Source organism: Rhodospirillaceae bacterium (genome assembly GCA_016722635.1).
Classification (GTDB): domain Bacteria; phylum Pseudomonadota; class Alphaproteobacteria; order JAEUKQ01; family JAEUKQ01; genus JAEUKQ01.
On sequence record JADKIX010000003.1, the window covers coordinates 74,957 to 98,829 of the forward strand.

A 23,873-nucleotide genomic window follows, 5' to 3' on the forward strand; every position below is an offset into this window, starting at 1 on the left:
CTATAAAGTTAATGAATAGAGTGGGAGGATTGGGGAAGTATAAAAATAGCCATTCATTTTTTAAAATTATCCTTATGTGTTTTTGTTTTACATTCGTGGGTTGTTCAGAAAAACCTACCAATCTTTTATCTTTGGAAAATTATGAACTACCTTCCGGTCTAGTTATGATTGACAAGCCTGTTATGGATTCATCACTGGAAGCATTCGCTCGCCTTCATATCCCACTATCTTCGGATAATAAAATTCAAGGATTCATTGTTCTTATCATTGATGATATGGGTTTAAATCATGGGTTTGCATCCCGCGCGGTCAAATTGCCCCCCAAAGTTACCTTGTCGTATTTGCCTTATGCCTTGCATCTTAAAAAACAGGTAACGAATGCATTGCAAGCTGGTCATGAAATTATGCTTCATTTACCTATGGAAGCCCATCAAATGATGGGCCAAGATACAGTACCAAACATTTTGATGGTATCAATGACACCCAGTGAATTAGAAGAAAAAATAAACTGGGCTTTTTCCCAAATTCCTCAATTTACCGGCGTGAATAACCATATGGGCAGCCGTTTTACCGAGTGGCCAGAAGGTATGGAGGTTTTATTAAGATCAATTAAAAAGCGCGGGTTGTTTTTTTTAGATTCAAGAACAACCGCCCAATCGGTAGCGTTTACAATGGCTAAAAATATGGGCTTACCATTTGTTCAGCGGGATGTTTTCATTGACCATTTCCAAAATGAGCAAGCTATCTACCAACAATTAGCAAGCCTTGAAAATATCGCTTTGAAAAGGGGATATGTTGTGGCAATTGCCCATCCACACCCCCAAACTATGGATATTCTTGAAAAATGGTTGCTCACATTACCAGAGAAAAAATTACACTTAATATCTGTACAAGATTTATTGAAAAAATTTCATTGAAATTATAACTAAAAACCCGATTTATTCTTCCAAATGGCTTTCCAGCATCCACACACTTTTTTCATGAACGCCTAAGCGCTTAATTAACAAATCAGCGGTACTTTCATCACCTGCTGCTTCAGCTACAGGCAAAGCCTTTTTTATGGTTTCAATAATCATTTTATTATTATCGCATAGCAAAGAAATCATGTGCAAAGCCTTGGGTAAATTTGTTTCTTCCTTGATTTTAGAGAGTTTTTCGTAGGCTACAAAACTACCCGGTGCAAAAGATCCAAGGGCTCGGATTCTTTCGGCAAGTTCATCAACAGCTCCAGACAACTCTTTGTATTGAGATTCAAATAACAAATGATAAGAATAAAACATTGGCCCTATTACGTTCCAATGAAAATTCTGTGTTTTTAAATAAACTACGTAAGTTTCCGCCAGCAATTGATTAAGCGCTTGTACCACCGTTGTGGGGGCAGTAATTGCAGGCGTAGCATTTAGATTTGGCTTGTTCATCATCATTCTCCCATTTTTCTGTTTTGATTATAAGCCATTTTCAAGATAAAAGCACCGAAATATTATCTGATCCAAAAATCATAAAAAAATTCTTAAATTTTAAAGCAATGAAAAAGCCCCAGCTGTTTTATAGTGAACCAAAATAACGGGAATGTTAATTTTTATTTTATAACATGTTATTGAAAAGCTTTATCCAAAACTTCTTGATTGATCTCAACATGATAAAAGGATTTTAAATAATCGATCAGTTGTTCGCCTATATCATTGGAAAATTCAGCAGATAAGGTTGCTCGTAAATCTTTATAATCTTCACTTTCAACATTAACATCAGGTTTTTGAATTTCTGTTAACTTAGCAACCACTATATAATTTTCTGAGGGCTGATAAATAATTTCCCCAATTTTTGTCATAGAGAAAATCCTGCTGTTTAATATGGCATCAATGTTGGCTTGCTGATCCAGCTTATTTCTGGTTAAAGCACTTGAAGTAATAACTGTACCTTTAACCTGACTGGCAATAGATAGAAAATCTTGATTGGCAGCTTGCCCGATTACGCTTTCAATTTTTTCGGTAGCTTTTTGCAATTTTTGTTGACTCTGCCATTGTTTTATCAATTCTTCACGAACTTCAAGTAAAGGGCGGGGGGTGGATAAGTCAATTTTTTCAACAAAGAAAGAGGTGTAATCCCCAGCGGCAGTGATCAACATGTTGCTATATTGCCCTTGGTTCAAACGGGTGATTTGCAGCAATGTAGTACGGTCAATGGGATATCCTAAAATCTCAGATAATTTCTGGGCGGTACCTGCATCCATGGTTAATTGCGAAACTTCCACTACTTCAAATTCAGCCGCTTTGGCGGCATCAAGAAAATTATCCCCCGCCGCTAATTGGTCTTCAAATAAAACACGGCGTTTATCGGCAAGAATTTCTGCTTCATTCCGTGCTAACATCATTTTCAATTGGGGGATAGCTTCTGCAAAACCAACTTTATTTTCAGGCTGGATTCGAACAAGACGGATAATATGCCAGCCAGCAATACCATTGACAGGTTTTGATATTTCGCCGTCTTTTAAAGAAAAAGCACTTTCAATAACATCAGACGATAAGCCTAAAACAGGAGTTGATTTTTCTATTTGTTCAATAAAGATTGGCGAAGTGCCAGTTAAATTCACTGCAAATTCTGTAAAAGATTGGCCATTTTGCAATTTTTGATAGGCATCCTCTGCTTGCTCTTTAGTTGTAAAAACGATCTGTTCAATCGACCTCTTTTCATTTTTGTGGAAAATGGGGATATTGTTATCATATTCCTGATGCAGATCTTCTTCTCGAAAAGACATATTTGTTACTAAATCGGCTGCCAAATTTTTTATAGACAATTTTGCGATGATTATATTACGGCGCTCCGGAGTTAGGCGGGTTTGTTTGACAATATTATAAAAATTATCAATTTCCGTATCGGATGGCATGCCCGGATCTTCTATCTGATCAAAATCCATTACAAAAGTTTCGACTACTCTTTTTTCATTTCTAAACTGATAGATGTTTTTTGCTAAAATATCTGGAGTTTCAATGTCCCCTAGCGCAGAACCAAAAGCGGTGGCAGATAAAATTTGATCTTTAGATTGTTGTATAAATTCATTGCTAGTCAAACCATTTGACCGTAAATAGGCCTGATAGAGGGCTGGATCAAAAACTCCCATTTGGTTCTTAAAAATCGGCAAGTTTGTAAGGATTTTGCTAATAATGGGATCAGTAATCCCGATATTTAAATCAGCGGCAAGGGCATTAAGCAATTTCCGCTCAATCAGGTTATCGATAATACGCTGATCTATATTCCGTAATTTCATTTCTTGATAAGAAAAAGTTTGGCCAGTTTGCCTTTCATACTGGGAGATAACTTTTCTTAACGCCTGTATATATTCAACGGTTGGAATGTCTTCACCATTGACAGTGGCGATGGCTGGATCTCGTTGAAAGCCTCGAATAATATCGCCAATTCCCCATAAAGCGAAAGAGCCCACCAATAAAAAAAGTAAAACTTTAATAATCCAAGAAGAAGCTTTCGTACGAATTGCTGTCAGCATGATTGAACAATCTATCCACAGAGAATTGGTATAAGGTTGGGTTGAATTAATGTCGCAAAGTAAAAAATCGAATAACCTTTAAACAAGTGTTAGCTTTTTTTATTAAACAATTCAATGCCTATGATCAAAGGGTAGGAATTTTTATCAGGATGGCATTAAAAATAAATTTCAGCTATACATTGTTTCTAGATTTTAATCTTTAAAAATAACTTTTTAATTAATAGGTATATCTTCATGATTGAAAAAAAGTTTCTCATTGTGGGGAATTGGAAAATGAATGCAAATGCCTTAGAGGCGGCACTGATTGCCAAGCAATTATTGTCTCATAAGACCCTGCTTGAGAAATATGATTCGCAGATAAGAGTTGTTATATCTCCACCCTTTCCCTTTATTAGCCTTGTCAAAGATGTGCTAGTAGAACTGAAAGTTGCTGTAGGGGCCCAAGATTGTCACGAGCAAGAACAAGGAGCTTTTACAGGCGATGTATCGGCTAGAATGTTAGCTTCCTTAGGTTGCAAATATATTATTGTGGGGCATTCAGAACGGCGGCGGTTCCACAACGAAACCAACCAACTAATCTCTATGAAGGTCTCAGCTTGTGTAAAAAATAACCTTATCCCTATTATTTGCATTGGGGAGACAGAGGAAGAAAAGAATCAAGGGCAAACTTTCCAAATCCTGAACCGCCAGTTAGAAGAATGCTTGCCTAAAGAAAAATTGGCCAGTAAATCATTTGTAGTCGCTTATGAGCCAGTTTGGGCGATAGGCTCTGGAAGAATTCCGGAAGATAAAGAAATTTCCCTTATCCATCAACATATTTATACATATTTGGTGAAATTTTCTTCCAACCAGCTTTTTTCAGTGATTTATGGGGGGTCTGTAAAACCGGATAATGCGGGATTGATTGCTGGCTTGGAGCTAGTAGATGGATTATTGGTAGGGGGAGCCAGCCTTCAAGCTGATCATTTCTTTGATATTATCAAAAAATCTTCTGTATCGCTTAGTTAAGTTGATATGTAAGCGTAGTCGTTAATTTTGGATAAAAAGCGACATTTTAGATAATTATCGAAGTCTTACTTGCAGTAATATAATTTATCTTATAATTAAAAGGGTAATAATTTGATTAATAATTGGTATATAACCACCTCACAGAACCTGAAGAGAAAGATATGACAACCATAATTCTTGTAATTCATTTGATATTAGCCGTTTTATTAGTTGGAATTATTTTGTTGCAAAAGAGCGAAGGGGGTGGGTTAGGTCTGGGCGGTGGGGGTGGAATGTCAGGATTTCTTACCACTCGCGGGTCGGCTAATTTTCTTACCCGGACAACGGCATGGCTGGCGGCCTTATTTTTTATTACGAGTCTAGCGCTGGTGGTTTTGGCAGATAATAGAAATGGCTTGGATATCCCGGCTGTCCCGCCAACCTTTATTCCACCACCTATTACAGCTGCACCGACCCCTAATTCCACTACCCAGCCTTCCATTCCGGTCGGCCAATAATTAAGAAAAAATAAAATAGTGGCATATCGTTTATTGAAAAAATATTTTTAGACATATTAGGTTGTGATGGCACGGTATATATTTATTACGGGCGGTGTGGTTTCTTCATTAGGCAAAGGGTTGGCAACCGCGGCCCTCGGCGCCCTTTTGCAAGCACGGGGATTTAAAGTACGCTTACGTAAGCTAGATCCATATTTAAATGTTGATCCGGGTACTATGAGCCCCTTCCAACATGGTGAAGTGTATGTCACGGATGATGGTGCGGAAACAGATCTTGATTTGGGGCATTACGAAAGATTTACGGGCGTTGCATCCAGAAAAGCAGACAGTGTTACATCCGGGCGTATTTTTTCAACAGTGATTGCGAAAGAACGTCGGGGGGATTATTTAGGGGCTACGGTCCAGGTCATTCCCCATGTAACTGATGCTATCAAAGAATTTATAAAAGCAGAAACCCAAGACGAAGATTTTGTCCTATGTGAAATTGGCGGGACAGTTGGTGATATTGAAAGTTTACCTTTCTTGGAAGCCATCAGACAGTTAGGCAATGAATTAGGCAAGCAAAACACGCTTTTTATCCATCTGACGTTGGTTCCTTGGATATCAGCGGCAGGAGAGTTGAAGACAAAGCCTACGCAACATTCCGTCAAAGAATTGTTGAGCGTCGGCATTCAGCCTGATATTTTATTATGTCGTTGTGAACGCGCCATTCCTTTGGATGCGCGAAAAAAAATCGCACTTTTTTGCAATTTAGATCCTGCTAAAGTCATTCAGGCTTTGGATGTTGACACAATTTACCGGGTTCCGCTGGCCTATAATCAGGAAAATTTGGATGAAGAGGTTTGCAAATATTTTGGACTAAAATCTGCCAAGCCTAATTTGAAAATTTGGCAAAATATCGTTGATCGGATTGGGTCGCCAGAGGGTGAAGTTACAATTTCGGTGGTTGGAAAATACACGTCTGTTCCAGATGCTTATAAATCTTTGACGGAAGCTTTGCGGCATGGCGGCATTACCAATAATGTAAGGGTAAATATTCAATGGCTGGATAGTGAGCTAATTGAAAAAGGGGAGGAACGTTCATTATTACTTGCTAGCGACGGAATTTTAGTGCCGGGCGGATTTGGTGAAAGAGGTACCAAGGGCAAAATTGAGGCGGTCAAGGTGGCTAGGGAAAATAAGATTCCCTATTTTGGGATTTGCTTTGGTATGCAGATGGCGGTTATTGAAACAGCTCGCAACATTCTGGGTCTTAAAGACGCTGGTTCAACAGAATTTGGTAATTGTGGCCAACCAGTGGTAGGGTTGCTTGAGGAATGGTTAAAGGGCAATTCCCTTGAAAAACGTACTATTCATACGGATAAAGGTGGTTCTATGCGTCTTGGGGCCTATGAGTGCTACCTGAAAACCGGCAGCAAGATTTATGACATCTACAAACTAGATAAAATTTCCGAACGGCATCGCCATCGGTATGAAGTTAATATTACGTATCGTGAAAAACTTGAGAAGCAAGCAGGATTAATCTTTTCGGGTATGTCAAAAGACAATATACTACCGGAAATTATAGAAAGGGCTGATCATCCCTGGTTCATTGGGGTACAATTTCATCCCGAACTAAAGTCAAAACCTTTTGAACCACACCCTTTATTTGTTTCCTTTATTCATGCAGCCTTGCAACAGTCAAGGTTAGTTTAAAAATAATAAAACATATCTGCCCTTTATCAAGAAAGATTGATAGTATCATAGGCAGAAAATTTTATTGTTGTATTTGCCCTTTTTGCAAAACCTTTGTGACTTTAAGGGATAAACCGCTCGATATTTAAAAGTATCGAGATACTTAAGATTGATAGGATAACGGGAATATATTTAGGTATTTAGCACGGGGAATAAAAATGGGCATTTTTTTTCAGGTTCATTTGGGCAAAACTTTACTGGCAGTTGTTTTAGGAACGTTAATTTTTAATCTTGAAAAAACTGTTCAAGCAGAGGAAACAGCAGAAATTATACTTTTGGCACAATTAAATAATAAAAATGTTGCGGAAAAAAATGCACGGCAGCTGATCCAGGAATTACATGACCATTTAATTGAAGGCACAAAAAAGAACAATATTTTAGAGCGACAAAAATTTTTAGCCCCCATTATCCGAAAAGTTTTTAACTTTTCCTCAATGGCCCAATTTTCTATCGGAAGGTATTGGGCTAATATGGCAAAATCCCAACAAGATTCTTGGGTAAGTATTTTTGGAGATATGTCAATTGCAACTTATGCTAGTCGCTTTTCAAGTTTTAGTGGCCAAAGTTTCGAAATCATCGGAGTAGAATCGACGGCTGCTGGGGAAGGCATATGGGTAAAAACCCAATTGATTCTGGGGGATAAAACCAGGCAACCTATATCAATCAACTATTTTTTCCAAGAAGGTAAAGTGGTGGATGTGTTATTAAATGGATCCATTAGTGAAATGGCCACGCGAAGGTCGGAATATACATCTGTTATCCGCAGCCAATCGGTTGATGCTTTATTATTGGCGGTCAAAAAACAAACTGAAAATCTTTTAAAATAAAATTAAAGCTACTCTACTATAGGGTTCTTGACTATTAAATGGGTTGTTGCAATACGTGAAATTATCAAGTCTTTTAGTAAAATTAACTCGGTTTTCCCAAAAAAATGCATGGACAGTGATTGCTTTTTATATGGCAATTCTGCTTCCCTTGGGCTTTTTTGCTTTAAAGGAATTTAGTATCAATACTGATACGACGGACATTATTGACCCTGGCTTAGATTGGCGAAAAGATAAACTGGCTTTTGAAAAACTATTTCCTATTTTTGCAAATAATCTGTTGATAGTTGTTGATGACCCAACCCCTTTGCAGGCTTTAAAGGCATCAGAAAAATTAAAACAATATTTAGTTAGCAATTCTACAAGATTGAAAACGATTAATATTCCGGGAGAAGATGAATTTTTCCAAAATAACGGCTTGCTATTTCTGAACATTGACCAAATTGAACAAATTTCCGACCAATTAGCTAATGCTCAACCGATACTTGCAACCTTGGCTGCTGATAATAGCCTAAGGGGTTTTATTCAAATTGTGGATTTTATTATGTTGGGAGTGAGGGAGAATAAAATCTCGCTTACACAAGCAACCGCCATCATCGCCAGGCTTAATATTATTATTCATGAATTTTCTTCCAATAATAAGCCCCAAGCTAGTTTTTTTGATCAAATGGAACTGCCAACCAATTTAATGCCGACCAGACAGGTTATCCTGATAAAACCTGTTTTGGATTTTGGATCTTTAACACCAGGTAAAAATGCAGTTCAAGACATTCGAGAGGCCATTCAGAAAGTAAACATTGAGTATCCGGAAACTAATTTTCGCATTACGGGGGCGGTGGCATTAGCGGATGACGAATTTTCGACGGTTGCAGAAAGCAATGGAACTGCCGGGATCGTTTCTTTTTTACTGGTATTAGTCGTGTTATTCATAGCCTTGCGTTCTTGGCGGTTAATATTGGCCGTTGTTGTTACTTTATTGGCAGGCTTGTTGGGGACAACGATTTTTGCCGTTTTTGCGGTTGGGCCTTTTAATATTATTTCAATTGCATTTTTTGTACTTTTTGTTGGCTTAGCGGTTGATTTTGGCATTCAATATTGCGTTCGTTTTCGTAAAGAACGGTATCGTAATACTGACCTTAATTTATCGTTACTTGAAACATCTGGGACCATAGGGCCTTCCTTAATTCTAGCAGCCATTTTAACATCTTTGGGGATTTTTTTCTTTCATTCCAACCCCTTATCTAGGTGTTGCCGAACTTGGTTTAATAGCAGGTATTGGCATGATAATTGCGGTGTTATTAAATTTAACGCTACTACCGGCCCTTCTTGCCCGATTACGTCCTGCCCAGCAGAAAAATTTGGTTACCCTTGGTTTTTCTTATCAAATTGACGCCTTTGTCTCTCAATCAAAATGGTATTTCATTCTGTTGTTTGCCCTTTTGACAATGGGTTCTTGCTGGCTTTTACCTTCCATCCGTTTTGATGCCAATCCCTTAAATCTGAAAGATCCTAAAACCGAATCTATGGCAACCTTAATAGACTTATACAATGATCCAATTTATTCGCCCTATGTGACAGACGTATTTATAGAACCCAACGTAAACTTAGCTGAAACAGTTCAAAAACTTGAACAAACACCTACTGTCTCAAAGGTTATCTCTCTACAGACATTTGTGCCGAAAGATCAGCAAGATAAATTATTGGTCATTGACGATTTGAAGGTTCTGTTAAGAACAGTTTTGGATCCCGTTGATCCAAAACCAACCCCAACAGTTCTAGACATTAAACAGTCACTTCTTACTGGCTTGGAAACATTAAAACCTTACCTAGAAACGGACCAAAAATTTAGAGATTTTTATGTCACCCTTCAAAATCTTTCTGCCATGCCAGATGATCGGTTGTTATCCACTCAGCAGAAATTCCAAGGCAACGTATATCCCTTGCTGTTATTGATTAAAAGATTGGTTTCAGCCAAAAGGATAACCGAAGCGGATATTCCGCAGTCAATTCGATCAGATTGGGTGACAGCCGATGGCTTCCACCGCTTGACCATATATCCGGCCTTTAAGTTGGATAAACCCGAAAATATTGAAAAATTCCTTCAATCCATTAAAGCAATTACGCCGCATGTAACAGGATTGCCAACCAATATTATTGAATCTTCTGCCACCATTACATACTCATTTATGTTTGCTGCGATATTGGCTTTAAGTGCTGCGATCCTAATTTTATGGATGGTGCTAAAAAATTTGTATCATGTTTTATATGTATTATTACCACCCTTAATGGCCACCTGTTTAACAGGTGCTACCTGTGTGTTACTAAATATCCATATTAATTTAGCCAATATTATTACTACACCTTTGCAACTTGGAATTGGGATAGCTTTTACAATATATTATGTGATGGAATGGAGGAATGGGGAAAAGAGCTTGATTTCCTCCAGTATAACATGGGCAATTATTTTTAGCGCCCTGACAACAGGGGTAGCTTTTGGCAGCCTAGCAATTTCAAGTCACCCAGGCACGGCAGATATGGGATTGTTATTAGCCATTTCGCTATTATATACGTTAACTGTGAGTATTTTTTTCTTGCCAGCCTTTCTTTTGACTCGAAAAAATCCAAAAGTTACTAATACAATAATATAACATGGGCAATCAGCTATCAGACAATAAAGGAATTGAAACTCCTTCAGGCAAAAATATTAAAACAGAAAATTTTCCTGTTGCTTCTTATTTAATCGCCAAAGCTTTAAGAAAGCCAATTGTAGCTTTTTATCAATTTGCAAGGGCAGGGGATGATATTGCGGATAACCCGCAATTAAGTGCTGAAGAAAAAATCAAACGTCTAGATTTCTTTGAAAAATTACTTTACAACCCTGATTATTCAGGTGCTGGCCCCGCTGCTGCAAATTTTGGTTCTGTCATCCGGCAATTTAAAATTGATCCAACCCATGCAGTTAATTTGTTGACCGCTTTTAGACAAGATGCCGTAAAATCACGATATCAAAATTGGGAAGAATTGATCAATTATTGTAACCATTCTGCAGCACCAGTTGGTCGGTTTCTTTTAGATCTCCATCAGGAAAATAGGGTTAATTACATCTTTTCCGATGCTCTTTGCAATGCCCTGCAGCTTATTAACCATCTCCAAGATTGCCAGGATGATTATGTAACATTAGATCGTGTTTATCTTCCCCTTGATATGGTAAGTAAATTTCAATTTGATCTTCATGATTTAAGTAAAAAAGTATCTCCCCCAGCTTTTCTCAAATTACTCCATTCATATTTGGATAAAGTGGAGGAATTGTTGGATATCGCTAAAAGACTGCCAGGTGGTTTGAAAAATCGACGTTTGGCACTTGAAAGCGCAGTTATTATTGAACTTGCGTGTGCTATAACTCAATTACTGCGCCGACAAGATGTCTTGAAATCGCATGTGAAATTATCAAAATCAGCTAGCATGGTTTTGGCAGGAAAAGCAGTTGTGAGCTATGGGATAAAATTAATTTTACTGCAAATGAAAATATAACGTTGCAGAGCTTAAAAAATTCTGATCATTATAGCGCTAATAACCAATGACATCATCTAAATGATGGAGATTTTTTTATGCCTTTTTCTACCCCCTTGTTGGATAGAGTGCGTACACCAGCTGATCTGCGGCAATTGCCACCAGAAGATATGGTGCAATTGGCCAATGAATTGCGTGGCGAGACGATTGAAGCGGTATCGCTAACAGGTGGGCATCTGGGGGCAGGCTTGGGTGTTGTTGAACTAACGGTCGCCTTACATTACATTTTTGATACGCCGCGGGATATCCTTATTTGGGATGTCGGACACCAAGCTTATCCGCATAAAATATTAACAGGTCGCCGTGACCGTATTCGAACGATCCGTCAAGGGGATGGGTTAAGTGGGTTTACCAAACGTAGTGAAAGCGAATATGACCCATTTGGCGCGGCCCATAGTTCTACCTCCATATCAGCAGGTTTAGGGTTTGCTGTCGCACGGGATTATAAAAAATCAAATAATCATGTGATTGCGGTTATTGGCGATGGCGCCATGAGCGCGGGCATGGTTTATGAAGCCATGAATAATGCGGGAATTCGTAAAGAAAAATTAATTGTTATTTTGAATGATAATAATATGTCGATCGCCCCGCCGGTTGGTGCCATGAGTGCGTATTTTTCCAGGCTTATCTCATCCAAATCATACCAATCCTTAAAAAAACTGGGTTCTGAAACTTTTCATCACTTGCCAACGCGCTTGGCAAATGTTGTAGCCAAAACGGAAGAATATGCCCGCGGTATCATATCAGGCGGGACTTTATTTGAAGAAATGGGTTTCCATTATGTAGGTCCGATTGATGGCCATAATTTCGATCATTTATTGCCCGTATTGAAAAATGCTAAATCTTGGGAAGCAGGCCCTATTCTAATCCATGTAATTACCCAAAAAGGAAAGGGATACAGCCCGGCGGAAGCATCTGCTGATAAATATCATGGCGTTGTTAAATTTGATGTAGCAACCGGTAAACAACATAAACCTGCTACTCCGCCGGTTAGTTATACCCAAGTTTTTGCGGAAGCTTTGGTTAAAGAAGCGGAAATTGATCCGAGAATTATGGCTATTACAGCCGCCATGCCTAGTGGCACGGGCTTGAATATTTTTGCCAAGAAATTTCCTGAACGGACTTTTGACGTTGGGATTGCTGAACAGCATGCTGTCACTTTTGCTGCTGGTCTTGCTGCAGAGGGGTTAAAGCCTTTTACTGCTATTTATTCAACATTTTTACAACGAGGTTATGATCAAGTCGTGCATGACGTGGCCATCCAATCTTTACCGGTACGTTTTGCCATTGATCGGGCGGGGTTGGTAGGGGCAGATGGACAGACACATGCCGGTTCTTTTGATGTGGCCTATTTAGGCTGTTTACCCGGCATGGTATTAATGGCGGCTGCAGATGAAATTGAACTCATGCACATGGTGCGTACGGCAGCTGAAATTAACGACCGGCCTTCTGCCTTTCGTTATCCCCGTGGGGATGCCAGCGGGCAATTCAGGCCGGAACGAGGGGAGGTTTTACCTATTGGTAAAGGCAGGATTATTCGTGAAGGTAATAAAGTGGCCATCTTATCTTATGGGGCACGTTTGGCTGAAAGCCTTAAAGCCCATGATATTTTAACCCAAATGGGTGTTTCCACAACTGTGGCTGACGCAAGATTTGCCAAACCTTTAGATCATGAGCTTATTGCACGCCTGGCCAAAGAACACCAAGTACTGATCACGATTGAAGAGGGATCGGTTGGTGGGTTTGGAAGTTTTGTTTTACATTTCTTAGCTAATAAGGGATTGCTTGATAAAGGTTTAAAGGTTAGGTCAATGGTTTTATCCGATGTATTTCTGGATCATGATACCCAGGATAAACAATATGAAAAATGTGGATTGCAAGCTAAACATATCGTACAAACTGCTGCTTTATGTTTAGGCATCCCGTTTAAAAAATAATGCTATTGATATAATCATGCCAGAAAATATGGCAAATTCGCTACTGCTGTTTTTTTGTATATTACCCTTGTTTATTTGGATATATCTGGGGTTCTTTCGTTATTTTTTCTGGCGTCCCATAGTTCTTCCCTCAAATATTTCTACCTATCCGATTAAAGATTTACAGGTTTTTGCAGTTATCCCGGCGCGGAATGAAGCAGAAGTGATTAAAAAAACCCTATTTTCTGTTTTACAGCAGAACTCTCCCGCGCTAAAAAAAATTATTGTTATTAACGATAATAGCGACGATCAAACGGTAACGATGATTAATCAGCTTATCAAGGAATCCGATCCGCTAAAAAAAATATTGTTATTGCAAGGAAAACCCTTAATTGCAGGTTGGACAGGTAAATTATGGGCTGTTCACCAAGGGATTCAAAAGATTTCCGATCTATCGCTAGCCAATGAACAGCAAGATGTTTATGTTTGGTTGACTGATGCGGATGTTATTCACCATCCACAAACTTTGTCTCATTTGCTATCAATTGTGCAGGAGAAAAGGGTGGATCTTGTTTCGGTGATGGTCAAATTATCTGCCAAAATTTTTTGGGAAAAGCTTTTGATCCCAGCTTTTATTTATTTTTTCCAAAAACTGTACCCTTTTGCAGCTGTTTCATCAGATAAAAGCAAAATTGCTGCTGCGGCTGGTGGATGTATTTTAATACGCCAGAAAACTTTGGAAAAAATCGGGGGTGTTGCTTCGATAAGGAATCAGTTAATTGATGATTGCTCCTTGGCCAAGAAAGTCAAAAACTCCGGGGGACAACTCTGGTTGGGTTTGACGAACACCAGTATCGCGGCTAGGCCATACGAAAATTTAAACCAATTATGGCGCATGGTTACAAGATCTGCTTACAGACAATTAGATAACTCTTTTATTTTATTGATTTTAACTTGTGTAGGGATGGTGGCTACCTACTTACTGCCGTGGATTTTCATTATTTTATCCCTGGTTATATTTAACTGGCTGTACCTTTTTTTATCTTTTCTGACCATTATTTTAATGATAAGAACTTATCTGCCAACGCTCAATTTATATCAATTGCCTAAAATTTGGTCTTTATTCTTGCCCATAGCTGCTTTTTTTTATCTAATGATGACAATTCATTCCGCTTATCTTCATAAAGTCGGTAAAGGTGGAAATTGGAAGGGGCGCTTACAAGCAAATGGATAAAATGAATTTTTTATTACTTTTATTATCTCCGTTTTTATATGACCCGTCCTGAACCGCAAGAGATATGCAAGAATGATCGATTAGAGGTTGCAGGGATCGTTCGCAATAGTGGCAGTTCCTTCTATTGGGGAATGCGATTCCTTCACTCCCAACAACGATTTGCTATGTACGCAATTTATGCTTTTTGTCGGATTTTGGATGATATTGCGGATGGAGATAGTGATAAAATTGCCTTGGGTTCCTCTTCTGAAAATTCTTCCATTGATTTTCAAACACTGGATTTCTGGAAAGAAGAAGTTCAAAGAATTTTTTCTAAAAAAAAATGTCGGACATCCATTGGTAGGGAGTTGGCTATTGCGGTTCAAGAATATAATCTATTAAAAGAAGATTTATGTGCACTAATTTCCGGAATGGAGATGGATTTAAACGGGCCTATTTTTGCTCCTACCTGTGCCGAATTAGACCTTTATTGTGCAAGGGTTGCAGGAGTGGTGGGGCATTTGTCAACCAGGATATTTGGTATTCCCCCTAAAGCTGGCAAGGTCATTGCCTACCATTTAGGGCGGGCTTTGCAATTAACCAATATTTTGCGGGATGTTGAGCCTGATTCTTTGTCTTCCCGGCTTTATTTACCGAAGGAATTATTATTGAAACATCAAGTTCCTATAGACGGGCAAGATATCGATCAAATTCTGAGTCATCCTCATATTAAGCTTGTCTGTCAAGAAATCTATCAACAAGCTTTTGCCCATTTTAAATATGCTGATTCCTGTATGAATAATTTTACCAAGGAACAAAAACGCCCCATGCGACTTATGGCAATCATGTACAAAAAAATCTTACAAAAAATGGAGAAGCGCGGCTTAGAAAATTTTCATCAGAAGGTGCGGTTAACAAAATTTGAAAAAATAAGGCTTATGTTACAGCAGGTATTTTAAAGCATATTATGACCATTCACATCATTGGGGCAGGCCTTGCCGGATTGTCAGCCGCCGTAAATTTAGCTAAAGGTGCCAAGGATATTATCTTATACGAGGCTGCCGGACAAGCGGGTGGACGATGCCGTTCTTTTGATGATTTAATTCTTGGCCAAGAAATTGATAATGGCAACCACCTTATTCTGGGAGCTAATCATGAAATATTTAATTATTTAAATATCTTAAAAGTTGACATCGACCGTGTGTTTCATCGATTGCCCCTTGAATTCAATATGATTGATTTATCCAAGGAAACCATGTCTGCCATAAAACCAACTGTCGGCAGAATTCCCTGGTGGATTTTTTCAAAGTCCCGCCGTTTTTCAAAAAGCGCTGCGCTGGATTATTTAGAAATCATAAAAATATTTATTGCCAAACCTTCAAGCACGGTCAGCCAATCTTTAGGTTCTAACAAAATTTTGTATGAGAAATTATGGCAACCCCTAACATTAGCAATCATGAATGCAAAACCAGAGCAAGCATCAGCTAAAGTTTTTGGTAAAACATTAAAAAAAATATTTTTTGAAAAGGGAGGTATTCAACCCTTTATCAGCAAAATCGGTTTATCAAAAATTTTTATTGAGCCCGCTTTAGACTATTTAGAAAAATTTCAGGTACAGACGTTTTTTCACTGTCCTTTAAAAGCAATAGATTTTACGGATAAGGCTCCCAAGTTGGTTTTTGCTGGGAAAACTGTAGCAATTAACTCAGATGATAAGGTTATTCTAGCAGTCCCTCCCTATATCATTAACAAATTAAATCTTCCTATTGCTCATCCTCAAGAATATGAATCTATATTCAATGTTCATTTTTCTGTTTTACCAGATGTTTGGGGAAAATTTTTATCCCAACTACCCAGTATAATTGGATTAACCCATGGCATCAGTGATTGGATATTCCTTCGGCCAAATTTGATTTCAATTACCAAAAGTGCTGCTAACGATATGGATGAAAAGATAGAGGTAGATCACATTTGGCATGAGGTCAAAAAATCTATAAAAATTTATTATGGTATTGAGCAACTATCTTATATCAAGAGTAGGGTTATTATGGAGAAAAGGGCGACTTTTTTACAAACCTCCCATAATTGCCGTTTTAACCGTCCTTCATGTGTAACCTCAATCCCTAATTTTTACTTAGCAGGCGACTGGACGGATACAAATTTACCAGCAACAATAGAGGGGGCAATCAGTTCTGGAAAGAAGGTTGCATCGTTTTTATTATAAATTTTGAAAATTGTTTTTCTTGTGAATATCTGATGATAAGATAAAATCCGAAAATTCGCTTTTAAAAGATGGATCCGATGGTAAGACAAGTTAGTTTTGATGTTCAATTAGACAATTTAATTAATGAAAATCGTTTGCACCTAAAGAAGCAACAAGCGGGGGATGGCCATTGGATTTTTGAATTGGAAGCGGACGCTACCATTCCTGCTGAATACATCATGTTGCAACATTTTTTAGATGAACCCAATCCTAAAATTGAAGAAAAAATTGCCCGGTACCTTCGCCACACGCAAGAAGATCATGGAGGGTGGCCACTTTTCCACAAAGGAGACATGGATTTAAGTGCCAGCGTCAAGGCTTATTTTGCCTTAAAACTAGTTGGCGATGATCCCAATACATCTCATATGCGTAGAGCCAGGAATGCTATTTTAGCCAAAGGCGGCGCTGCATCAGCAAATGTTTTTACCAGAATTGCGTTAGCAATTTTTGGGCTACTGCCTTGGCGGGCCGTGCCAACTATGCCAATTGAAATTATGTTGCTGCCTAAATGGTTTCCGTTTCATTTGGATAAGGTTTCTTATTGGTCCCGAACTGTTATCGTACCCTTGTTGGTGTTAATGAATTTAAAACCCAGGGCAAAAAATCCTAAACGGGTTAGGATTGACGAATTATTTGTTATCCCACCGGATAAGCAGCGCAAATACTTAACAAATACGGGTCATTTTCTTTGGGGACGATTATTCTTGGGGCTTGATAAATTGTTAAAAATTGTGGAGCCCGTCTTCCCTAAAAAAACGCGTAAAAAAGCATTGCAACTGGCTACGGATTGGTTTTCAGAACGTTTAAATGCAGAAGATGGCTTGGGAGCAATCTTTCCAGCAATGGCAAATTCCGTGATGGCCATGGAAGCCATGGGCTATCCAAAAAATAATCCGCAATTTGTTGCGGCTAAAAAATCCATCGATAAACTTTTGATTATTGATCAAGAAAAAGATATGGCTTACTGTCAACCCTGTGTTTCACCTGTGTGGGATACAGCTTTAACCTTACATACGTTAGTTGAAGCGGGGGAAGCTAACCACGCTCCAACAATTATGAAAGGGTTGGATTGGTTAAAGCACAAACAAATTACTGATATTAAGGGCGATTGGGCAGTCAAAACGCCTGATCTGAAACCGGGGGGATGGGCGTTTCAATATAACAATGCTTATTATCCAGATGTCGATGATACTGCTGTGGTGGGAATGATCTTGGACCGTGCGGATCGTCATCATTATTTAGAACAAATTGATATAGCATCAACCTGGATTAAAGGAATGCAATCACATAATGGGGGATGGGGCGCTTTTGATATAGATAACCATCATTATTATTTAAATCATATTCCTTTTTCGGATCATGGTGCTTTATTAGATCCGCCCACGGCAGATGTTAGCGCTCGCTGCATTAGTTTTTTAGCGCAATTGGGCGTTAAAAAGGATGATATTCTAATGGTAAAAGCCATGAAATACCTTAAGAAAAATCAAGAAAAAGATGGATCGTGGTTTGGCAGGTGGGGCACCAACTATATTTATGGTACTTGGTCGGTTTTATGTGCCTTAAACGCTGTAGATGAAGATATGGGGCAACCATACATTCAAAAAGCAATTGATTGGTTATTCGCACGGCAAAACCCAGATGGGGGGTGGGGGGAGGATGGTGCAAGTTATTGGGTGGAGAGAAAACAAGAATGTAAAGCAAGTACCCCCTCGCAAACTGCCTGGGCTTTATTAGGTTTAATGGCGGCTGGTCAAGTTGGGCATGAGGCTGTTGAAAAAGGAATAAAATATTTGATCAATTGCCCACGTGAAAAAGGTCGTTGGCAAGAAGATTTATTTACTTCAGTTGGGTTTCCACGCGTTTTTTATTTGAAATATCATGGATATGCCCGTTATTTTCCTTTATGGGCCTTATCACGTTATCGAAACTTAAAGAATTCAAATAATAGCCGTTCCATCTATGGGATGTAAAAAAGTTAGGGAGGTTGTTTGAGAAGATTTTTATGGAGCAGTGTGATTGGTTTGTTTAAGTCACCTCGCAGACTATTACCTTTAATAGCGATCATTGTCCCCATGAGTGGTATTTTGGTTGGGCTGTTTTACATTGACCGCATTGACCAGGAAAGGTTTGTCCAATCGCAACGGAATGCGGTGCTGGATAGGGCAAGCGTCGTTCGGTCGCGTTTGGAAAGCACTTTAAACAGCACTCTTTTGCTATCCCAAAGTTTAAACACATTTATTTCTATCCATGGAGATATAACAGAAGAAGAATTTCAAGCTTTTGCAAAAGATATGTATGCAAAAAGTCCGGTTTCTTTAAAAATTCTTTTGATCCGCAATACCCATATTACGGACAGTTATCCAAGAACTGGGAATTCTATTCTGATTGGTCAAAATATTGGCGATTACCAAAAGTTATTTCAAATTTTTCGTTTAGCGATGGCCTCAGGCAATTCCGTTATGGCAGGTCCCTTGGAAATGATTGACGGGGAAAAAACTTTTGTTGCATGGTTGCCGGTTTTTTTATCGGCTGAAGAAAACGAAATTCAAGCCCTTTCATATTGGGGCCAAATTGCCATCGTTATTAAATATTCAACCATGCTAACAGAGATTCGTTTTTCTGATGCGGCAAATGAGCTGAAACTGGCAATTCGTGGAGTTGACGGCAAGGGATCTTCCGGAGGGATTTTTGTTGGCGACAGCAGGGTTTTTTTGGAAAATCCCGTAATAGTTGATATTTCCTTGCCAGGCGGTTCTTGGCAAATGGCCGCAATTCCTAAGGATGGATGGTCATTTCAATCACCTAACCGTTCTACTCTTATTGGTATTGGGTTAATCTCATCCCTTATCGTGGGATTTTTAAGCTTTTTTGTCGTTTCAAAAAATCAATCTTTAAAACAATATGTTGAAGCGCTTTCTTTAACGACAGACGAGTTACGCCAAAGGGATCAATATTTGGCCCAGCGTAATTTATTATTACAGGTACAACAAGAAGTTTCCGTGGATGGGATTATAGTTATCAATCCGGAACTGAAAATTGTCTCCCATAATAAAAAATTTGTAGATATTTGGCGGATAATGCTGACGGGCTTGGAGGGCAAATCTGTCGATGAAATAAAAAATTTGATGTTGGACCTAGTTCAGAAAAAATCGCAATCAATTATTGAGGCAATGACGACGAACTCTGAATTAACCAAAACATCCGGTTACGATGATGAAATAAGCCTAAACGACGGACGGGTTTTAGAGATCCATGCCGCCCTTTTAAAAAATCAAGATTTGAATCACTATGGCTGGGTTTGGTTCTTCCGCGATATAACCGCTCGAAAAAATGCGGAAATGGCTTTGGCTAGGGCAAGGGATGAGGCCATTCGAGAAAGGGAAAGGGCCCAAATGGCCAATCGATCAAAATCTGAATTCCTAGCTCTTATGAGCCATGAGTTACGAACACCATTAAATGCGATTATCGGATTTTCAGAAATTATCTCCAAACAAATGTTTGGTGAAATACAGCAACCTCGTTACGTTATCTATGCTCAAGATATTTATAATAGTGGCACGCATTTACTATCATTGATCAATGATATCCTGGACTTAGCAAAAATTGAAGCTGGTAAAATGGAGATATATTGTGAATGGTTGGATATTTCCAGTATTAATAAGTCTTGTATGTCGTTAATTGAGGGTATGGCTGCCAAAAAATCCTTGTCTTTATCTAGCAAAGTTTTTGATAATATTGAAAAAATATATGCCGATCCCCGCGCGATGAAACAAATGCTGGTTAATTTGCTGTCAAATGCTTGTAAATTTACCCCTAAGGGTGGGGCAGTCCGATTAGAATTTGCCAAAACAAATGACGGTTCTGCTGTGATAGCCAGTGTAACCGATACTGGTATCGGTATGACTAAAGAAGATGTTGTTACCGCAATTGAACCTTTCGGACAGATTGAAAATCAATTAACTAAAACCCAGCAAGGAACAGGTTTAGGGTTGCCGATGGTCAAAATGCTGATTGAACTACATAAAGGCCATTTAGAAATTGATAGCACTCCTGGAAAAGGAACGACGGTAAAGTTACTTTTTCCTAACCCGATTTCTGTTTCTTTATAAAGATAAAAATAATTGAAACAAGAAATTGCAATTATCGTGGGAATGGGGCTTGAAGCAGCTTTATTAAAAGATTTTCCCCAAAAATTTGTAGGAGTTGCGGGTGGAAATGAGAAAAAAGTCAAAAGTCTAACCCAAGGTTTTATTGAACAACAGGTGGAGGGATTGGTTAGTTTTGGTTTTGCGGGTGGCTTGGATCCTGATTTAGATGTGGGCACGGTTATTGTTGCAAAATCTGTTGCTACCCTATCGGGCCAGGAAATACTAACGTCGGCCAAGTGGGGTAATAAAATTGGCGCTCAATTGGGTGGCTTTTATTCAACAGGTACTATTTTAGGATCAAAATATCCCATTATTGACCCACAACAGAAAATAGATGTTTTTCATCAGACCAATGCTGTGGCTGTTGATATGGAAAGTTATGCAATGGCAGAGATTGCTCATGCTTACCAAATTCCATTTACTATTATTCGGGTTATTTTAGATCCAGCCCAAAAAAAAATACACCCCAAGATTGCCGCTTTATTTCAGGCAGATGGAAAAATAGACAGCAAGGGCATAATCAAAATCCTTCTTAAGGAACCCAAACTTTTGAAAGAGTTCCTTGATCTTGGTAGGCAGTTTTATTTAGCAAGGCGAAGACTAAACTATGTTGCTAGGCTCTTTTGCCCGGACTTTGCTTTCGGTGGCTTTTGATTTAGTAGGCGTTGCCAAATGAACGTCTGATAAAAAGTTTTCAACCTGCTTATCAAAAATCCAATCTGCCTTTCTTTGTTTGCTTAAATCAATTTCCTTGGCCATTTTACCTTTGGTCTTAATGCCAAACAACTTAACTTTCATAACTTTTAAGGGATTATCTAACGTATCATTGATGGCTGAGCCTTCATATCCGCAATGAACCATACAATCTGCACATTTTTCGTAATTGCCGGTCCCATAAGAATCCCAATTGGTAGTAGTCATCAATTCTTTGAACGATTCAGCGTAGCCCTCTCCAAGTAAATAACAAGGGCGTTGCCAGCCAAATACGTTGCGTGTGGGGTTGCTCCAAGGTGTACAATGATAAGATTGGTTGCCAGCCAGAAAATCTAAAAACATCATGGATTGACTGAAATCCCATTTTTTCTTCTTGGAATCCTTCAATACATTGCGGAACAGTTCTTTGGTTTGAAGGCGATTAAGGAAATGCCCTTGATCAGGGGCGCGTTCATACGCATAACCGGGGGAAACCGTTATACCGTCAATCTTTTCTTGTTTGCACCAGTCAAAAAAGGCAACCACTCGTTCCGGATTGGCATTATTGAAAAGGGTGCAATTGACATTCACGCGAAAACCACGTTTTTTGGCTTCTTTAATAGCCGAAACACAACGATCAAAAACGCCATCTTGGCAAACTGACTTGTCATGTTCCTGTTTCAAACCATCTAAATGAATAGAGAAAGTCAAATAAGGGCTGGGCTTAAAAAGATCCATCTTTTTTTCCAGCAACAAAGCATTCGTGCATAAATAAACAAATTTCTTGCGCGCCACAATCCCTGCCACAATCTCCCCCATTTCTTTATGCAACAGGGGTTCACCACCAGGAATTGAAACAATAGGGGCTCCGCACTCGTCAACCGCGTCCAAACATTCTTTCAAGGACAAACGCTTATTCAGTATTTCATCGGGATAATCAATCTTGCCGCAGCCCGAGCAGGCCAAGTTACAACGGAACAAAGGCTCCAACATTAAAACCAGAGGATACTTTTTAACCCCTTTCAGCCGCTGCCTCATAATATAGCTGCCAACTCGTAATTGCTGGATGATAGGTATAGACAAGGGGAAACTCCTCTTATATCTGTCGTTTAAGTAAAGTCATAACCAATAAGAATAGAAACAAATTAATTTTCAATTTTCTTGGTAACATATTTTTTTTAGGATGTCACAAAATATTATTGCTTGGTTGAAACATTTATCCAGAAAATACTATTATATGCCCACGGTTAAAAGATTATAAACGCGGCATTGATCTTAGATGTCGATTGCGTTAATCTACAAAAATAATGTTGCCCAAATCATAAACCATATCGCTATCAACTGAAAGGTGTTTAATGTCTAGTAGTGTTCGCCCATATCGTGATGTGCATCGGCGCAAATCAAGAAAAATTATGGTTGGTAATGTGGCGGTAGGCGGCGATTCGCCGATTTCCGTTCAGTCGATGACCAACACCTTGACCAGCGATGTGAAGGCAACGGTTGTACAAATTAAACAAATCCAAGATGCCGGGGCTGATATTGTCCGCGTTTCCTGCCCGGATGAAGAGTCAACGGCGGGGTTAAAAGAAATCGTCAAACAAGTGACTATCCCCATCGTAGCTGATATCCACTTCCACTACAAACGGGCATTGGAGGCGGCCAAGGCGGGGGCTGCTTGCTTACGGATTAACCCTGGCAATATTGGATCATCCGAACGGGTTAAAGAAGTTATTAAGGCGGCCAAGGATCATGGATGCTCGATCCGGATTGGGGTGAATGCCGGATCGCTTGAAAAAGAACTATTGGAAAAATATGGTGAACCTTGCCCCGAAGCGATGGTTGAAAGTGCCTTAAACCACCTGCGTTTGTTAGAGGACAATGACTTTTTTAATACAAAAATCAGTTGCAAAGCTTCTGATATCTTCTTAGCGGTGGCCGCTTACCAACAATTAGCTGAAGTTTGCGATTATCCGTTGCATTTGGGAATTACCGAGGCTGGCAGTTTGCGGGCTGGTACGGTGAAGTCATCTATTGGCATGGGCAGTTTGTTATGGGCCGGTATTGGCGATACCATTCGTGTTTCGCTATCGGCTGATCCGGTTGAGGAAGTTAAAGTTGGCTTTGATATGTTGAAGGCTTTGGGCCTAAGAAGGCGTGGCGTTACCTTGGTTTCTTGTCCATCTTGCGCTCGCCAGCAATTTGAAGTGATTAAAACCGTTGAAAAACTAGAAGAGAGAATCGCCCATATAACTACCCCGATGACGGTTTCCGTGATTGGATGTGTGGTTAATGGTCCCGGTGAAGCCAGGGAAACAGATATTGGGTTTACAGGTGGTGGAAATAACACCCACCAGGTTTATGTTGCGGGTATTCCGCATCATCGCTTGAAAGATGCTTCAATTGTTGATCATTTGGTAGAATTGATTGAGAAAAAAGCCAAAGAGATTGAGGCTAAAAAACAGCCAGCGGCAGTGTCATAAGAAACTTGGAGTTTGCCCTGAGAAG

General features: G+C 39.2%; 19 protein-coding genes. 16 read left to right on the forward strand and 3 right to left on the reverse strand.

Going from position 1 to position 23,873, the window contains the following annotated elements:
* Nucleotides 1-95: 95 nt before the first annotated feature.
* Nucleotides 96-917 carry a divergent polysaccharide deacetylase family protein gene (locus tag IPP67_00695; GenBank protein MBL0337725.1) on the forward strand — a complete coding sequence of 274 codons (822 nt, stop codon included), beginning with the start codon at nt 96-98 and terminating at the stop codon, nt 915-917.
* Between the two features lie 21 nt (nt 918-938).
* Here the strand turns inward: IPP67_00695 and IPP67_00700 are convergent, their stop codons facing one another.
* Both IPP67_00700 and IPP67_00705 read right to left on the reverse strand, forming a co-directional pair.
* A complete protein-coding gene (locus IPP67_00700) occupies nt 939-1,418 on the reverse strand; it encodes a DNA starvation/stationary phase protection protein (GenBank protein MBL0337726.1) in 480 nt (159 codons plus the stop codon).
* A gap of 176 nt (nt 1,419-1,594) precedes the next feature.
* The gene (locus tag IPP67_00705) at nt 1,595-3,502 is read right to left on the reverse strand and encodes a SurA N-terminal domain-containing protein (GenBank protein ID MBL0337727.1); all 1,908 of its coding nucleotides are present in this window, start codon (nt 3,500-3,502) and stop codon (nt 1,595-1,597) included.
* Nucleotides 3,503-3,736: 234 nt separating this feature from the next.
* Here IPP67_00705 and IPP67_00710 point away from each other — a divergent pair, with 234 nt between their 5' ends.
* The 14 genes from IPP67_00710 (at nt 3,737) to IPP67_00775 (ending at nt 21,329) form a co-directional block, all read left to right on the forward strand.
* Nucleotides 3,737-4,510 carry a triose-phosphate isomerase gene (locus IPP67_00710; GenBank protein MBL0337728.1) on the forward strand — a complete coding sequence of 258 codons (774 nt, stop codon included), beginning with the start codon at nt 3,737-3,739 and terminating at the stop codon, nt 4,508-4,510.
* Nucleotides 4,511-4,671: 161 nt separating this feature from the next.
* On the forward strand, nt 4,672-5,007 hold the full coding sequence (gene secG / locus IPP67_00715) for a preprotein translocase subunit SecG (protein MBL0337729.1): 336 nt from the start codon (nt 4,672-4,674) through the stop codon (nt 5,005-5,007).
* Nucleotides 5,008-5,073: 66 nt separating this feature from the next.
* Nucleotides 5,074-6,702, forward strand: coding sequence for a CTP synthase (locus IPP67_00720; GenBank protein ID MBL0337730.1), 1,629 nt, complete (start codon nt 5,074-5,076; stop codon nt 6,700-6,702).
* A gap of 197 nt (nt 6,703-6,899) precedes the next feature.
* Nucleotides 6,900-7,568 (forward strand): ABC transporter substrate-binding protein, encoded by a 669-nt coding sequence (locus IPP67_00725; GenBank protein MBL0337731.1) that lies wholly within the window; start codon nt 6,900-6,902, stop codon nt 7,566-7,568.
* 130 nt (nt 7,569-7,698) lie between these two features.
* On the forward strand, nt 7,699-8,955 hold the full coding sequence (locus IPP67_00730; protein MBL0337732.1) for an MMPL family transporter: 1,257 nt from the start codon (nt 7,699-7,701) through the stop codon (nt 8,953-8,955).
* A complete protein-coding gene (locus IPP67_00735; GenBank protein MBL0337733.1) occupies nt 8,846-10,213 on the forward strand; it encodes a hypothetical protein in 1,368 nt (455 codons plus the stop codon). The genes IPP67_00730 and IPP67_00735 overlap by 110 nt, the downstream gene beginning before the upstream one ends.
* Nucleotide 10,214: 1 nt before the next feature.
* Nucleotides 10,215-11,096: a squalene synthase HpnC gene (gene hpnC / locus IPP67_00740; protein ID MBL0337734.1), complete on the forward strand. Its 882-nt coding sequence runs from the start codon at nt 10,215-10,217 to the stop codon at nt 11,094-11,096.
* 77 nt (nt 11,097-11,173) lie between these two features.
* Nucleotides 11,174-13,072, forward strand: a complete 1,899-nt coding sequence (locus tag IPP67_00745; GenBank protein MBL0337735.1) for a 1-deoxy-D-xylulose-5-phosphate synthase — start codon at nt 11,174-11,176, stop codon at nt 13,070-13,072.
* A 16-nt stretch (nt 13,073-13,088) separates the two neighbouring features.
* The gene (locus IPP67_00750; GenBank protein ID MBL0337736.1) at nt 13,089-14,285 is read left to right on the forward strand and encodes a glycosyltransferase; all 1,197 of its coding nucleotides are present in this window, start codon (nt 13,089-13,091) and stop codon (nt 14,283-14,285) included.
* 38 nt (nt 14,286-14,323) lie between these two features.
* Nucleotides 14,324-15,223 carry a squalene/phytoene synthase family protein gene (locus IPP67_00755; GenBank protein ID MBL0337737.1) on the forward strand — a complete coding sequence of 300 codons (900 nt, stop codon included), beginning with the start codon at nt 14,324-14,326 and terminating at the stop codon, nt 15,221-15,223.
* Nucleotides 15,224-15,267: 44 nt separating this feature from the next.
* Nucleotides 15,268-16,488, forward strand: a complete 1,221-nt coding sequence (locus IPP67_00760; GenBank protein MBL0337738.1) for an FAD-dependent oxidoreductase — start codon at nt 15,268-15,270, stop codon at nt 16,486-16,488.
* Nucleotides 16,489-16,556: 68 nt separating this feature from the next.
* Nucleotides 16,557-18,497: a squalene--hopene cyclase gene (gene shc, locus IPP67_00765; protein MBL0337739.1), complete on the forward strand. Its 1,941-nt coding sequence runs from the start codon at nt 16,557-16,559 to the stop codon at nt 18,495-18,497.
* Between the two features lie 18 nt (nt 18,498-18,515).
* Nucleotides 18,516-20,636: a CHASE domain-containing protein gene (locus IPP67_00770; protein MBL0337740.1), complete on the forward strand. Its 2,121-nt coding sequence runs from the start codon at nt 18,516-18,518 to the stop codon at nt 20,634-20,636.
* Nucleotides 20,637-20,648: 12 nt separating this feature from the next.
* Nucleotides 20,649-21,329, forward strand: coding sequence for a hypothetical protein (locus IPP67_00775; protein ID MBL0337741.1), 681 nt, complete (start codon nt 20,649-20,651; stop codon nt 21,327-21,329).
* Here IPP67_00775 and hpnH read toward each other — a convergent pair.
* Nucleotides 21,276-22,451: an adenosyl-hopene transferase HpnH gene (hpnH, locus tag IPP67_00780; protein ID MBL0337742.1), complete on the reverse strand. Its 1,176-nt coding sequence runs from the start codon at nt 22,449-22,451 to the stop codon at nt 21,276-21,278. The genes IPP67_00775 and hpnH overlap by 54 nt on opposite strands.
* Nucleotides 22,452-22,723: 272 nt before the next feature.
* Between hpnH and ispG the strand changes: the two genes are divergently transcribed.
* Nucleotides 22,724-23,848, forward strand: a complete 1,125-nt coding sequence (ispG, locus tag IPP67_00785; protein ID MBL0337743.1) for a flavodoxin-dependent (E)-4-hydroxy-3-methylbut-2-enyl-diphosphate synthase — start codon at nt 22,724-22,726, stop codon at nt 23,846-23,848.
* Nucleotides 23,849-23,873: the final 25 nt, after the last annotated feature.